The following is a 13,803-nucleotide window of genomic DNA, read 5'->3' as shown; positions in this document are numbered from 1 at the left end:
GAGGGCGGCGAGGAGCGCTTGGGCTTCGTGATGAAGTGGCATGTGTTCTCTCGTGTTCGTATCCAGAAGAACGATGGTCGGATTCGGTTATCCGGAGCTCGTCGATCCAGTCCGGACTCGGCACCAGGTGGACACCGACATCTCGAATCCGCAATAGCCCGCGGGGTGAGCTCGGACGTGACGCAAGAACAGCCCGGCTAAGCCGATCACCACCGCGTCGCATCGGCTTGCCCACGGTCATCTAGGGGACGAGGATTGCTCGGCCTGTAACCCGTCCGGCCTCGAGGTCGTCGAAGGCCTGTTGATACTCGTCGAGGGGATACGTGACGGTGTTGATGGAGATCCGGCCCCGCTGGGCGAGGGCGATGACGTCGGTGAGGTCTTGGCGAGTGCCGCCGTAGGAGCGTTGGACGTTGACACCCCAGGGCAGGGTCTCGCTGTCGACGCCCACGTTGAAGTTGAGTGTGCCGCCGCCGAGGCCGACGAAGCGGATGGCGCCTTCGGCGGCGACGACCCGGCGGGCGATGTCGACGGTGGGTTGGACGCCGACGAGATCGAGCACCACGTCGGCGCCAGTGCCGTTGGTCTCGGTCAGGATGGTTTCGATCGCCGCGTCGTTGCTGTCGAGGACGAGGTCGGCGCCGTGCTCAGCGGCGGAGGAACGTTTGGCGGGGTCGGTATCAAGGGCAATGATCCGCGATGCGCTGATCGCGGCCAGGATCTGGACGGCGATGTGGCCCAGTCCGCCGAGGCCGATGACTACGACGGTCGCGCCAGGCGTCAGTCGGTCACGCACGGTATTGATGGCGTGCATCGGGGTGACCCCGGCATCGGTCAACGGGGCGGCGGATGCGGGGTCGAGAGAGCCGATCGACACCGCGTGCCGGGCCGGAACCAGGATGTACTCGGCCATGGAGCCGTCGGGTCCCAGGCCGGGAGTGAGGGGCAGGCCGGTACGAGTGCTGGCGGCGGTACAGGCGTTGTCCCGTCCTTCGATGCAGGCGCGGCAGGATCCGCAGCTCCAGATCAGATTGACGACCACCGCGTCGCCTACCGCGAGGTCGGTGACGTCGTCGGCGATCGCGTCGACCCAGCCGCCCCCCTCGTGTCCGACGGTGCCACCGAACGCCGGCCAGGCGTCGCCCAGGTGGAGGACGTGGAGGTCGGAGTGGCACAGTCCGGCGCCGGCGACGCGGACACGGACCTGTCCGGGCCCGGGCTCCGGCTTGTCGGTCTGTTCCAATCCGAGGGTCCCGGGTCCAGTCAGTTTCACAGCACGCACTTGCTTCTTACCTCCCGATTCGATTCATGAAGTCGCTGGTCAGCGTATGCATGTGTGATTTGGGACATATCGTTCGCCGACGACAAAGAGTCCTGCTCGCCTTATCGCCGATTAACAGAATTGGGCTTGCCGTTGGCTGCTCGGGTGAAGGCAGCGGCTGTAACTCACAGAGCACGGACGACACTCATCGCAATAATCGATGACTAGCGCCGGTGCCACGGTGGATAACCGGGGAAGGACGGGATTCCACGGTCGGCGCGTTCGGTGGACGTTAACTAGACAAGGATGGCGGCTGGGGTGTTTTGGCCAAAGGATATTTCGAGATTCCACCCGGGTCACGCATTACTGACGAAGATGCATTCTGGGCCATGTGCGAATTGGTCTCCGCCGTACGCGGCACAAATCTTGATCTCCACCGGAGGAGGAAGAATTCTTCATTTCTCGCGGGCGACGGACACAGCCGCGGTCCTGGCGCTAACAACGGTAATATTCCTTGGAACGTCCTGCTCGGACCACGCCGCGGAGCTGCAGCGGCTCCCCGCAGGCACCATCGGCGTCGTGACGATCGGTCCAGCAGGCCTGCCGGTACCGCGAAATGCTCGCATTGCGGTGGTGGCTTTCGATAACCGTGGCAACGAACTGGGACGCATAAGCGGCGGCGCCATCACGTCTGCTACGACTGTCAGCTGGCGGCATGGACTGACAACAGCAACCGCTGAATCTGTCGTCACCCTCACCGAGACCGGAAGTAGTCGTTTTCCTATCGACGAGAACATGATCGAGGGTGCGGCACCGAATCCACGATCCGGCGGGGCCCTGTTCTGGTTCAACACAGCCCGACCGGACGGCCCAACCGTGCCGTACCGCAACAACTATGTGATGACACGTGCCGATACAGCGGCGAAAGAAGGGGCTGTTCCCGGAATGATGGTGACGGCCGGCCACTGCGATACCAGCGCATATGGCGTGGTCGCGGACTTCGATGACATTGTTTCTGGCCGACCCAACGCCCGACATCGGCTGTACGAGCTGACCACCTCCGGTGAGCCACCAGCCCGAGGTGAATGGGACTACCCCACCGAATTCAGACCGATCTCACGAACCTCGGTCTGTTCGGCAGATGGATCTGCGATCTACAACATCTACGGCTCCGCCGCTGCTCTTCGCGATGAGACAGGCAAATTTGAACTCACACTCGTTCGACTCGACACCAGCACCGGCGCACGAACTGAGACACCCATAGACATGGCGGGTCACCCCGCCGCGACGGCGCCGAACACCCTCACCTTTGTGGAGGACCGCCTGTTCTGGCTCAGCGAAGACGGCACGGTCTTATCGACCCCAGTCGCCGGTCCGTTGAACAGGGTTCGCGAGGAATGGCACCTGCCCCAGAGCGGAAAACACCTCCAGGCAGCCGTCAGCGGCACCACGGTCGCATCCATCGACTACGAGAACACCCCCGTCTACACCGAACACGACCTTCTCACCGGACGGCAACTTCGTGGTCCGATCAATCTGCCTTGGTTGAAGGCGGCTCTAAAGAACTACGACGGCAGCACATTGACAAACGTGACCAGCGTGCCTGAATAGCAATCGAGACCACCGAATCGGCGCTGTCGTTCGGCCCATTTCCCCGATTACATCCCTCTCGATCCCGGAGATGGATCCGTTCAACGCGGTGCTCCCCGGCGACCGATTAGCATCCTGTTGTGCCCCAACAACTTCTGACATCGTTTGGCTCGACAGTCCTAGCCGCGAATGTTGGCAATGAACGCGGCGAGATTTTCGACGAGACGGCCGACCTTGTCGTCTACTTGGAGCTCCTCGCGGTATCTATTCCCCAAGGTCGGAATCTTCTTGCCGCGGGCGTATAGCGAGCACATCAGGTCAGTGCACATGTACATGCCCACGGTGTTACCGTCGCGGCCTGCAACTCCGGCCTTTCGCGCGCTGAACAGCGAAACACCCCCACCCGTGTGAGTGGTCAGACAGATGCCGCACATCTGTGTGCGACGCCCACCGACCGTGGACCGGAGCATTATGCCGACCAGCGATTCCGCTTCAGGGGCAACGATATAGCTGCGGTTGGGCACCTTCGGATCGGTCCAACCAAGGAAGTCCAAGTCATCCCATTTTGTCGCGGCCAAGTCTGGCGGGAGAGTCATTCGCTTCACGTCGCCCTTCGATGCGTTGATGAATGACGAGCGGATGTCGGCATCGCTGAGTGGCTGCAAGGGGATCACGTCCTTCTCGGTCACCTGGATGGGAAGCGGAGTACAAACCGCCACACATGCTGACGCATAGGGAAGGTTGCGTCGAGCGGATTTCCGGCGACCTGGCAGCGGCCGGCGGGCCTTGGACCTCACGCTCCCAACGGCGTGACCCGCCCGCTCGCGCGGGTCTGGCCGTCGACCACCATCCACACGTCGAGTTGGTCGCCGGTGCGGACCTCGTGCAGCTCGACCGGCTCCCCGAGCATCAGCGGCTTGGCGTACTCGATGATCGCCCGGTAGGAACCATGGACGAGGTCCTCGTGGTCGGCGAGCACCTCCTCTAACGCTTGCAGATGCACCGTATTGTTTACGTGCCCAAGCCAATCCACATCCGCGACACGTATCGGAAACTCGCGCACCCTATCGGCTGCAGAATGCGTCGCCGGCAGCGCCGCCTTCCAGCGCAACCGATGCTCGTTGGTCATCTTCAGCAACGGCTCCATGAACGTGTCGGTCATCCGCGCGGGCAGTCCAGTCTCCTCGGAGAAGTGGATGATGAACGACTCGGTCTCGATGACGCCACCCGCGCTGCCGCGCACCTGTATGCGCATATTCGTCCAACGACTCGACAACGCCGAACACCATCGCTTCATCTGCACCGACTCGCCGAACTCGATCGGTGCGATCACGTCAAACACTGTCCGCCGCACCACCCAGGCACGATGGGTGTCCGCCTCGGGTGCAATCGCCAGATTCTCGAACGCCATGTCCTGCAGGTACCGCGCAGTCGCATCGAGGCGCAGGCGTCGATCACGATTGGTGTCGGCGAGTCGGACCGGCCAACCCGTCTCGAACGGAGTCACGTGATCCGGCCGCACCGGCAACTGAGCAGGTATCACTGGGGTCGAAACAGTCATGCCCGAGATCCTTTCTTATGGTAGCGGATTCGATCCGCACCGGGCGTTGCAGCGGGTCCCAATTTTCGGCGTCTCGTTAGGCAATCGGCGGTATAGCGTTCGCGACGGGGGACAGATTCAGCAGCGCGCCGAAAAGCGCGGCGATCTCCTCGGGGTCCGCTCGCAGTTCGTCCGCGCGCCATCCGAGCGCGAGGATACCGTTGGCCGCCGCCCACAACGCCTTCGCGGTCAGGGCTGGGTCGACGGTCGCCGGAATCAATCCCTCGGCCGCTGCGTCTCGCAACGCAGCTTCGAGCTTCGCGTTCTGCTCGATGGTCAACTCGGCGATGCGCTGCAAAGCCTCCGGTTCGTTCGGTGGATCCGCCAGAATCCGGAACTGATGAGGCCGCTCGACGGCGAAACGCAAATACGCCCGGGCCGCGTTCATTACGCGCTCCACCGGCGAACCAGGTGTCGCGTACGCGGCGTCCATGTACTCGCGGTTGTCTTCCTGGGCGCGTTCGGCCACGGCGACGAGCAGGGCCGACCGCGTGCCTACCCGGTTGTAAATCGTCTGCAAGGCCACATCCGCGCGCTCGGACACCGCTTCCAGCGTCAGCGCGTCGGCGCCGCGCTCTATCACGATCTGCTCTGCGGCATCGATGATCGCTCGCCGGGTGGCAGCCTTGCGACGCTCGGTACGAGTGGTGGGGACTGTAGACACGTTCCCTATTGTAACCACATCCAGTCATGGATGGTGCTTATAACGTTGGCCGTCGCATAGGGTCACAAGTATCGAAACCGATCGGGGAGAGCGTCGATGAAGATTGCAGTTGCTGGCGGCACCGGAATGACGGGAAGCCTGGTGGTGGACCGGCTTCGCACGCGCGGCCATGACGTGGTGGTCTTGGCCCGCGCCGCGGGCGTCGACCTAGTAACTGGTGATGGACTGGCCGACAAGCTTTCTGGGATTGACACCGTCGTCGACGCGACGTCGATCGTCGCCCGCAAAGCCAGCGACTACGTGCACTTCTTCGGCTCGGTCGCGTCGAATCTGCAGTCCGCGGGCGCTGCGGCCGGGGTAAGGCGCATCGTCACGCTCTCGATAGTCGGGATCGACGGCCTAGGCGGCGGCCCGTTCGCGCACTATGACGGCAAGAACGCCCAGGAAAAGGCGACCTTGGCCGGATCGGTCCCGACCACCATCCTGCGGGCCACGCAGTTCCACGGCTTCGCCGGACAACTCATCGACTGGACCGCTAAGGGTGGTCTGCTCCCTTGCCCGAAGCAGCCGTGCCAGCCGATCGACGTCGCTGTCGTCGCCGACCGTCTCGCCGACCTTGCCACCACCGATGAATCGAATCCGCATGTGCGCCTGGACATCGCCGGACCCGAGGTGCACCTGATGAGGGATCTGGTCCGCCGCACGGCCGCGGCGCGCGGGCAGAAGTTGATAGTGATCCCCGTGTGGCTGCCTGGCAAAACCGCCAAGGCGATCCGCAATGGCGCACTCACCGCGCCCAAAGACGCCACGATTCTGGGCGGCACCTTTGACGAATGGCTCGCCCGAACGTATCCCCGGTGATTGGTACGGTCGGACCGTGACGTGGAGCTACGCATCGGCGGGCGAGTTGACGGCGGCAATGCGGTCGGGCGAGGTGAGTTCCGTAGAACTCGTCGACGAAGCGATCGACCGAATCGAACGGGACGACAAAGCAATTAACGCAATATGCGTGCCCGGTTTCGAGCGCGCAAGGGCGGCCGCCCGAGAGGCCGACAAAGCGCGGGCTCGCGGCGAGGACCTGCCGCTGCTCGGCATCCCAGTGACAGTCAAGGAGTCCTACAACGTCGCCGGTCTGCCGACCACTTGGGGCATGCCAGCCTTCCGGAACTACATAGCGGATGCCGACGCGTTGGCGGTGGCGCGGCTCAGGGCCGCGGGTGCGGTAGTGCTCGGTAAGACGAATGTGCCGTTGATGCTGGCAGATCTGCAGTCGTTCAACGAGGTTTACGGCACGACAAATAATCCCTGGGATCTGAATCGCACGCCGGGCGGGTCATCCGGCGGATCGGCGGCCGCGCTCGCGGCCGGGTTCGGAACGCTGTCGATCGGCTCGGACATAGGCGGTTCGCTGCGCACCCCGGCCCATTTCTGTGGGGTGTACGCGCACAAGCCTTCTTTCGGCCTCGTGCCTGGGCGCGGCCATGTCCCGCCACCCGCGCCTGCGTTGCCGACGGACCTCGACCTGGCTGTCGTGGGTCCGCTAGCACGCACTGCCGCAGACTTGGCGCTGCTGCTCGACGTGATGGCCGGACCCGACCCGCTGACTCTTGGCGTCGCATACAAGTTGGATATGCCGCCGGCTCGTCACGATCGACTCGCCGATTTTCGGGTTCTGGTCCTCGACGAGCATCCCCTGATTCCCACCGGATCCGCTGTCAAGGCGGGCGTGCAACGCGTTGCCGAGGCCTTGACGACCGCGGGAGCGACGGTCGAGCGGGAAACTCCGCTGCTGCCGGACTTGACCGAGGCCGCAATTCTTTACACCGAAATGCTGATGGCAACGCTGGCGGCGACCCATCCAGCCGAACGATATGAGGCCATCAAAGCCCACGCCGGCGGGCTGAGCCCCGATGATCGCAGTTTTGACGCTGCCCAGCTCCGCGGCGCGGTATGGAGCCATCGCGATTGGATCCAGGCCAACATTCGTCGCGAACTTCATCGTGAGAGGTGGCGAAACCTGTTTGCCGACTTCGACGCCGTCATTTGCCCGATCACTCCAACTCCGGCGTTCCCGCACGAGCGCAACCTCGACCTCGGCGCACGGCAGATCGACATCGACGGCACCTCCTATCCGTTCGGCGCCCAACTCGTGTGGGCTGGGTTGGCGACCATGCCCGGGCTGCCGGCGACCGCCATTCCCGCGGGGCGCTCGGAGGAGGGTCTCCCGGTCGGCGTACAGCTCATCGGCCCGATGTTCGAGGACCGCACCACATTGCGGCTCGCCGAACTCCTCGAACAGGAGATCGGCGGCTTCCAGCCACCACAACGAGAAGGCCACTGAAACGGCCCGAAGGCACGTCGCCGACTGGAAGGTGGGCTCGATATGCAGTCACGAGCTCGGAAAGTCCAGACACCGCAATCGCATCGCGAGGTCAGCGGCCTGAATACCGTCGACTACACGGTCGCGTTCGAGCTGCCGTTCGCCGAATTTACACCTGACTCGGCCGAGAAGTGGGCGCGGGAAGTGTGGGAGGGATCGCCAGCTGCCGTTCGGGTGTTTCTCCTTACCGGATGGCGGTTTGTCCTGTGGCTGCGACTCGGTCCACTACGCAATAAGCATCACGTGTTGGGCTGGCGTATTGAGTCCATCGAACCGAAACTGATTGTGCTGAGCGCGAGTTCGTGGCTCATGCACGCCCGCAACATCATCGAGGTGGATCGCGAGCGGCGTCGCCTGGTGTGGAGCACCCTGGTCCAGCACCGCAACCCAGTTTCCCGGGTTGTCTGGGCGATGGTGGTGACCATCCACAAACTGACCATTCCCCGGCTTCTCGACCGCGCGGCTCGTGCGGAGCAGGTTCGCTAGACCGGACAATGCCTTGTGTGATCACCGAACATGCGCTGCTGCCTGTCATTCCGGGCCAGGAGGCGGCCTTCGAGTCAGCTTTCGCCGAAGCTCGGGCAATCATCGCTGCTATGCCTGGGTTTCGAGGCCTCACATTGTCCCGGTCGCTGGAATCGCCGAACGTCTATCTACTACTAGTCACGTGGGAGCGCCTCGAAGACCACACCATCGGGTTTCGGCAATCGGCGGACTACCAGCGTTGGAAGGCGCTGCTGCACCACTTCTACGATCCCTTCCCGACGGTCGAACACTTTCAATCTGTGTTGTGACCCGTTGAAACTTTGCGGGCTACCAGTGCGGCGTGCGGACGGTGGCCGGGGTCGGTGCGCGTCAGCGTTTCCGCAACAGTGAAGCCGTGGTCATTGACCAGTTCTGCCATTACATTGAGGGGCCATCGGTAGGCAACGGTCACCTTGTGGTCGAACGGCTCGACATCGTCGCCGTCGAAGAAGCCAAGAACGAGAACGCCTTCCGGAGCCAGCGCACGGTGGAACTCCGTCAGCGCTTCGCAGACCTGTGCTGCCTGGAGGTGGATCAGCGAGTACCACGCGATGATCCCGGCAAGGTCGTCATCGTCTGCTGGCAGCGGCATGAAGGATTCGGCTTGGAACGGCACGCACGGGTGTGCGTTTCGTGCGTGACCTATAAATTCGGGCACCAAATCGATTCCGCGAGCATCGACACCGCGCGAAACAAGATGTGCCGTCAAGTGTCCCGGTCCACAACCAGCGTCGACGACAGGACCCGATACACCGACGAGATACTTCTCCAAGAGACCCAAATCGTCTTGATGGACGTGGTCGAGCGATCCAAACCCCGAGATGTAGCGGTCTGCGAGCGCCGAGTATGCCACTCTCACAAGGTCAGTCACGGTTGAAATTGTGCCTTGACGAACTCCGCGAGCACCGCGTGTTTGTGATAGTCCCGCGACCACACGACCATCCCATCGCGAACCCGCAGCACCATGATGTTGGCGGTCGTGAGCTGACGTCCGGTTAGTTTCGACGTTATATGCGAGGTGAATTCACCGACGATCACTTCCGGATCAGTTGTTTGATGAACGACGGTCTCATCGACCTGCATCACGATCGGAAGATCCCGCAGACTTGCCACTCGCTGCCGCAGTTGCTCGCGCCCTATCGATCTGGTCGGCTCCGGAACCATGAACGGGTGCTCGACCACCACATCCTCGGCGTAGCACTCATCGAGGATCTCTGCCTGCCGGCGCTCGGCTACCGCGCGCACCACCCGCTGGAATACTTCAGTAGCGCTTGCTAATTCAGTCACATTAGACCCCTTGATCTGAGTTCAGAGTACTGACGGCGCGCGGGACACCAGGGGTCACTTTCCAGCCGGATTTGGCACCTGGTGTCCCGTGGGAGATCCGGTAACAACGCATCGCGACGTGTCTGACGGCCGCCATACGGATTCGCCTACCGTGCGAGAAGGACGTCGACGTGCAGCGGGGCGCATAGATCAATGAGCCACATCTGGTCGACACCGGTGGCAAACAGGCGGCCAAACGATCGGTCTTGAATGAACGCGTCGGCGCAACGGTCACCGAAGAATACGTAGGCCTTCGCATCATTGCACAGCCGCGACATCCACACCAGACCGTCGAATCCGACATCGTGAGCCGCTTGTGCCCATTCAACTGTCCTGTCGTAGGTATCGGCATCGCTGGCGGTGATCTCGGTCGCGGTTACCTTGAGCCGACGCAGTCCTAGTCCGTGCAGGACGGCGACTTTCAGCGGCCGAGTGATCTCCAACCGGCTCATAACCGAGTTGGCGTATCTGTCGTACGGCAAAATGCCGCCGTTGACTGGGATATCGTGCAGAAGCGTTTCCGCCACTGCCGCCTTTTGGGTTGCAGCGGCGTACATGACCGGAACGATCGGCTCCCCGAAGAACGCAAACCGTGTTGCGCCGCCGAATCCTGGGTTGAATGTTGTGGCAGTGCGCCTTTCGACCGCGGTGTGGACACGGTATAGCCGGACGCCGGGTTCGATGGTTGCGGATCGCGGATCGAAGGGCGCCGGTGGGGACGGTGTTACCACTGCACCGTCCACGAGCGACGGGCCGTCTCGAGGACCCGCTCGGGATCGGTGGCCAGCAGGTCGACAGGGCGGCGACCATTCAGATAAGTGGTTGGCGCGCAAAGCCATTGCACGATCCCCGCTTCCGACCAGCCCGCCTCAGACGCGAGGTCGCGCAACTGACGGATCACTGGAAGTGGACGGCCGTCACGGTCGAATTGAAAGCCTGGAAACAGGATGTGATTGCCCCGTGCGATAGCGACTAGCGCCCCTTGGCGGCGACTGGCCGCGGCGAGGTTGCGCGGGGCCGTAGACCTCGAGCCGAGCCGTCGTCCCGTCTCGGCGCTGCTGAGCAAGCCGAATTCGGCGTCGATGCGGTCGTAGAGGTTGTATTCGGCCTGTACGGCTCGCGCCACGGCTGGTTCCGTGTAGACCTGCACGGCGTCAATGGCTTCACCGAGGGCCGCGGCGCTGCGCTGGATACGGTGCGCGACGTCGACGAACGATTCGTATGCGGCGGTCAAGGTTCACCAATCTGAGCCGTGCGTTACATGCACATTCAGTGTAGCGCACGCCGCGCACGCTGCCCGAGAAAGAACTCCCGACCCCCTCCGTGCGTGAATTTTCACCGTCCGCGGTGAAAATTCACGCACGGAGGGGGGTCGGGTCGGCGTTTCAAAAAAAACTTCCCCCACCCATGTCGAGAACGCCGCAACTGCTCCGTCCCCTGTCTGAGCGACCAACTAGGGTCGCAATTTCGAAGGGAGAATGACATGGCCAAGTACCTGCTCCTCAAGCACTACCGCGGCGCACCGGAACCCTGCAACAACGTACCGATGGACCAGTGGACGCCCGCGGAGATCAATGCGCACATCCAGTTCATGCACGACTTCGCTGCCCGCCTCGAAGCCAGCGGTGAGTTCGTCGATGCTCAGGGATTGGCGCCCGAGGGAACCTGGGTCCGCTCCGACGGAGCGGGCAAGCCCCCGGTGACCGACGGCCCGTTCGCGGAAACCAAAGATTTGATCGCGGGCTGGATGGTGATCGACGTCGATTCCTATGACCGTGCTCTTGAGCTGGCGGCCGAGTTGTCAGCTGCACCAGGCTCTGGCGGCCAGCCGATCCACGAGTGGCTGGAGCTTCGGCCGATCATGGCCGCTCCCCCGACCGTCACCGAATAATGACTGCCAGCACGGTGGACGAGAGCCAGCTGCGGGATTTGATCCCGAGTGTCTTGGCGGCTCTCGTCCACCGCGGAGCCGACTTCGCCACTGCCGAAGACGCCGTCCAGGAGGCCCTTATCCGGGCCGTCGAAACCTGGCCCAGCCAGCCTCCGAATGACCCGAAGGGTTGGCTGATCACCACCGCGTGGCGCCGCTTCCTGGATCTCACCCGCTCCGAGTCAGCACGCCGGCGCCGCGAGGTTCAAGTTTCCGAGGAGCCCGTTCCCGGTCCCAGCGCCGAAGCGGACGAAACACTGCAGCTCTACTTCCTGTGCGCGCATCCCAGCCTCACTCCCGCATCGGCGGTCGCGTTAACACTGCGAGCGGTCGGTGGCCTGACGACTCGTCAGATTGCGCAGGCCTACCTTGTGCCGGAAGCGACGATGGCGCAGCGGATCAGCCGCGCCAAGCGCACAGTAAGCAACGTGCGACTGGATCGTCCCGGAGATCTGCACACCGTCCTTCGGGTGTTGTATCTGGTCTTCAACGAGGGATACAGCGGCGACGTAGACCTCGCGGCCGAAGCAATTCGGCTGGCCCGGCAGTTGACCGCGACCACCAACGACCCGGAGGTGGCCGGCTTGCTGGCACTCTTCTTGCTGCACGACGCGCGACGCGCGGCCCGAACGCGTGCCGATGGCAGCCTGGTGCCGTTGTCCGAGCAGGACCGCACACTGTGGCGGCGCGACCAGATTGCCGAGGGCGTAGCCATCCTGCAAGCAGCTCTGGCGCGCGACAGACTCGGTGAATACCAGGCCCAGGCAGCCATCGCCGCTCTGCACGCTGACGCACAGACGGCCGACGAAACGGATTGGGTGCAGATTGTCGAGTGGTACGACGAGTTGGTCCGCCTCACCGACAGCCCGATTGTGCGGCTCAATCGCGCAGTCGCGGTCGGCGAAGCCGACGGACCGCACGCGGGACTAGCCGCGCTCGCCGAACTCGACCCGGCGCTGCCCCGGTACACCGCGTCCGCTGCCTACCTGCATGAGCAGGCCGGCGATCTCGCCACGGCCGTGCGACTGTACGTCGACGCGGCTGCACAGGCCCAGAACGTCGCTGAACGCAACCATTTGACGTTACGGGCGGCCGCACTACGGTCCCGGCTGTCAAAGTAATTGAGCGCGCTAGGCTTGCGAACGACGTTGCCCTACAACACGCCACGCTCTGACGTCGGGTAGGAGTCGTTCTGCTAGTTCGTAATTCGCGTGATCGTGGAGCACCACCAGATCTTGAGCCGCCGCGGTTCTGCAAATCAACAGATCGACCACGGACAGAGCGCGCGCTGCACCCAGGGCCGCGAGCCTATGCTGAGCCGAATCTATCCACCGCCACACCGATTTCGGCACCGGCACGTCCGGGTAGAGATCTCGAAAAGTCCGGTTCATTTGATCGAATTCGTCCACATTCCGCGCCGATCGGCGGAATTCAGCGCGTTGTGGCTCACAGGATCCGATTGCCCCGCTCACAAGCGTTGAGTCCCAGCTCTGGGTGAGATCGGGTTGTCGCTGCAGGCGCCAAACCGCCGAAGAATCGACCAGAAAGTGAATCAAGACCCGGCCGTCTTCTCGTCGGCGCGCGCCGTGAGCCAGCCCTCATAGTCCCAATCCGTGGCATCCCCGCGCGACCGGGCGAGCGCCTCGACGCGCCGGAATCTCTCGACATAATCGCGCATGGCGAGGTTCACGGCTTCCTTCGTCGTGTGCACCCCCGCAATCCGCATCACTTCCGCCAACGCCGTGTCATCGAGGTCTATCTGTGTCACTGACACTGCCGCCTCCTCATGTTGACGATGTATGTGACTCTAATAATTTGCCAACATTGCGTCACCGTCGATCGGAATCCCCGCCCCACCAAAGCGTTGAACTTCGTATGACAAATCGACCCGTACTTCAACCGACCGCCGAACATCCCATCACTATCGAACCCACCCCTGGACGGGTGCAGGTGCGCGTCGACGGCGCACTGGTCGCCGACACGCGTCGCGCGCTCAGCCTGCGCGAATCTACTTACCCAGTGGTCCAATACATTCCGCTGACCGACGTGGCGCAGGATCGGCTGCGCAGCACATCTACCAGCACGTATTGCCCCTTCAAAGGCGAGGCGAGCTATTACAGCGTGACCACAGGTGACCACACAGTCGAGGATGCGGTGTGGACCTACCGTGAGCCGTATCCGGCAGTGGCGGAAATCGCCGGCCACGTCGCCTTCTACCCCAATAAGGCCGACATCACCGTCGTCGAATAGCACCGATTTCAGCCAAACGACCCCGCGCGGCGGCCCGTCGGGGTGAGTATCGAAGTGCCCTTGTTCGCCCACCCAACGGAACGGCGATCACCTTGTCCGTTGTCCTATCGACCCGCCCGCACCGACAGCGGATGCTGATTGGTGCCGCATTTGCGCTGTGCCGCCGACTGACCATCTGCCGCGCCGGTGACTATGCGCTCCCGCCCGCAACCGCCCAGCATGCCGTAGGCCGCAAAGGAGCACTAATGACGACTACTGACATCAACCGGCTCGACGT

At 63.0% G+C, this 13,803-nt stretch carries 16 protein-coding genes and 2 pseudogenes; 8 read left to right on the top strand and 10 right to left on the bottom strand.

The features are described from left to right. Positions 1-241: 241 nt before the first annotated feature. Entirely contained in the window at positions 242-1,282 is a 1,041-nt protein-coding gene (locus FOS14_RS08505; RefSeq protein ID WP_143769854.1) for an alcohol dehydrogenase catalytic domain-containing protein, read from the bottom strand. A 558-nt stretch (positions 1,283-1,840) separates the two neighbouring features. Here FOS14_RS08505 and FOS14_RS08500 point away from each other — a divergent pair. After that, positions 1,841-2,872, top strand: coding sequence for a hypothetical protein (locus FOS14_RS08500; protein ID WP_143769853.1), 1,032 nt, complete (start codon positions 1,841-1,843; stop codon positions 2,870-2,872). 158 nt (positions 2,873-3,030) lie between these two features. Here the strand turns inward: FOS14_RS08500 and FOS14_RS08495 are convergent, their stop codons facing one another. From FOS14_RS08495 to FOS14_RS08485, 3 genes are all read right to left on the bottom strand, one after another. Beyond that, entirely contained in the window at positions 3,031-3,516 is a 486-nt protein-coding gene (locus FOS14_RS08495; protein WP_143769909.1) for an FBP domain-containing protein, read from the bottom strand. Between the two features lie 128 nt (positions 3,517-3,644). Further along, positions 3,645-4,412 (bottom strand): acyl-[acyl-carrier-protein] thioesterase, encoded by a 768-nt coding sequence (locus FOS14_RS08490; protein WP_143769852.1) that lies wholly within the window; start codon positions 4,410-4,412, stop codon positions 3,645-3,647. 76 nt (positions 4,413-4,488) lie between these two features. Next, complete coding sequence (locus tag FOS14_RS08485) at positions 4,489-5,115, bottom strand: TetR/AcrR family transcriptional regulator (RefSeq protein WP_143769851.1); 627 nt, start codon at positions 5,113-5,115, stop codon at positions 4,489-4,491. Between the two features lie 96 nt (positions 5,116-5,211). Here FOS14_RS08485 and FOS14_RS08480 point away from each other — a divergent pair, with 96 nt between their 5' ends. Genes FOS14_RS08480 through FOS14_RS08465 form a run of 4 tightly spaced genes read left to right on the top strand, consistent with a single transcriptional unit; the run spans position 5,212 to position 8,289 of the window. After that, positions 5,212-5,976, top strand: coding sequence for an SDR family oxidoreductase (locus tag FOS14_RS08480; protein WP_143769850.1), 765 nt, complete (start codon positions 5,212-5,214; stop codon positions 5,974-5,976). Positions 5,977-5,992: 16 nt separating this feature from the next. Beyond that, positions 5,993-7,456: an amidase gene (locus FOS14_RS08475; RefSeq protein WP_143769849.1), complete on the top strand. Its 1,464-nt coding sequence runs from the start codon at positions 5,993-5,995 to the stop codon at positions 7,454-7,456. 42 nt (positions 7,457-7,498) lie between these two features. After that, positions 7,499-7,981: a DUF2867 domain-containing protein gene (locus tag FOS14_RS08470; RefSeq protein ID WP_143769848.1), complete on the top strand. Its 483-nt coding sequence runs from the start codon at positions 7,499-7,501 to the stop codon at positions 7,979-7,981. Positions 7,982-7,998: 17 nt separating this feature from the next. After that, positions 7,999-8,289, top strand: a complete 291-nt coding sequence (locus tag FOS14_RS08465; RefSeq protein WP_143769847.1) for an antibiotic biosynthesis monooxygenase — start codon at positions 7,999-8,001, stop codon at positions 8,287-8,289. On the opposite strand, the gene FOS14_RS08460 is transcribed toward FOS14_RS08465, so the two are convergent. From FOS14_RS08460 to FOS14_RS08445, 4 genes are all read right to left on the bottom strand, one after another. Next, complete coding sequence (locus FOS14_RS08460) at positions 8,274-8,891, bottom strand: trans-aconitate 2-methyltransferase (protein ID WP_143769846.1); 618 nt, start codon at positions 8,889-8,891, stop codon at positions 8,274-8,276. The genes FOS14_RS08465 and FOS14_RS08460 overlap by 16 nt on opposite strands. Continuing rightward, the gene (locus FOS14_RS08455; protein ID WP_185981687.1) at positions 8,888-9,307 is read right to left on the bottom strand and encodes a nuclear transport factor 2 family protein; all 420 of its coding nucleotides are present in this window, start codon (positions 9,305-9,307) and stop codon (positions 8,888-8,890) included. The genes FOS14_RS08460 and FOS14_RS08455 overlap by 4 nt, the downstream gene beginning before the upstream one ends. Before the next feature lie 146 nt (positions 9,308-9,453). After that, entirely contained in the window at positions 9,454-10,185 is a 732-nt protein-coding gene (locus tag FOS14_RS08450) for an RES family NAD+ phosphorylase (protein ID WP_143769844.1), read from the bottom strand. After that, positions 10,071-10,580 (bottom strand): hypothetical protein, encoded by a 510-nt coding sequence (locus FOS14_RS08445; protein ID WP_143769843.1) that lies wholly within the window; start codon positions 10,578-10,580, stop codon positions 10,071-10,073. The genes FOS14_RS08450 and FOS14_RS08445 overlap by 115 nt, the downstream gene beginning before the upstream one ends. 249 nt (positions 10,581-10,829) lie before the next feature. On the opposite strand from FOS14_RS08445, the gene FOS14_RS08440 reads away from it, so the two are divergent. Further along, complete coding sequence (locus tag FOS14_RS08440; protein ID WP_143769842.1) at positions 10,830-11,237, top strand: YciI family protein; 408 nt, start codon at positions 10,830-10,832, stop codon at positions 11,235-11,237. After that, positions 11,237-12,397, top strand: coding sequence for an RNA polymerase sigma factor (locus tag FOS14_RS08435; RefSeq protein ID WP_185981685.1), 1,161 nt, complete (start codon positions 11,237-11,239; stop codon positions 12,395-12,397). Before FOS14_RS08440 ends, FOS14_RS08435 begins: the two co-directional genes overlap by 1 nt. A 9-nt stretch (positions 12,398-12,406) precedes the next feature. On the opposite strand, the pseudogene FOS14_RS25155 reads toward FOS14_RS08435, so the two are convergent. After that, positions 12,407-12,800 (bottom strand): annotated as a pseudogene (locus tag FOS14_RS25155) (VapC toxin family PIN domain ribonuclease). Between the two features lie 100 nt (positions 12,801-12,900). Further along, positions 12,901-13,050, bottom strand: a pseudogene (locus tag FOS14_RS08425) (type II toxin-antitoxin system VapB family antitoxin); the annotation flags it as partial. Between the two features lie 101 nt (positions 13,051-13,151). Between FOS14_RS08425 and FOS14_RS08420 the strand changes: the two are divergent. Then, complete coding sequence (locus FOS14_RS08420; protein ID WP_143769839.1) at positions 13,152-13,526, top strand: DUF427 domain-containing protein; 375 nt, start codon at positions 13,152-13,154, stop codon at positions 13,524-13,526. Positions 13,527-13,803: the final 277 nt, after the last annotated feature.

The sequence above is a fragment of the Skermania sp. ID1734 genome (assembly GCF_007489285.1).
Lineage (GTDB): Bacteria > Actinomycetota > Actinomycetes > Mycobacteriales > Mycobacteriaceae > ID1734.
Note: the sequence above shows the minus strand (reverse complement) of the source record. Positions and strands in the feature narration are given on the sequence as shown.

Bases quoted from the DNA above. Each gene is read 5' to 3' on its own strand.
- FOS14_RS08490 (WP_143769852.1), bottom strand. From the start codon at position 4,412: ATGACTGTTTCGACCCCAGTGATACCTGCTCAGTTGCCGGTGCGGCCG.
- FOS14_RS08435 (WP_185981685.1), top strand. From the start codon at position 11,237: ATGACTGCCAGCACGGTGGACGAGAGCCAGCTGCGGGATTTGATCCCG.
- FOS14_RS08480 (WP_143769850.1), top strand. From the start codon at position 5,212: ATGAAGATTGCAGTTGCTGGCGGCACCGGAATGACGGGAAGCCTGGTG.
- FOS14_RS08450 (WP_143769844.1), bottom strand. From the start codon at position 10,185: ATGGCTTTGCGCGCCAACCACTTATCTGAATGGTCGCCGCCCTGTCGA.
- FOS14_RS08470 (WP_143769848.1), top strand. From the start codon at position 7,499: ATGCAGTCACGAGCTCGGAAAGTCCAGACACCGCAATCGCATCGCGAG.
- FOS14_RS08420 (WP_143769839.1), top strand. From the start codon at position 13,152: ATGACAAATCGACCCGTACTTCAACCGACCGCCGAACATCCCATCACT.
- FOS14_RS08440 (WP_143769842.1), top strand. From the start codon at position 10,830: ATGGCCAAGTACCTGCTCCTCAAGCACTACCGCGGCGCACCGGAACCC.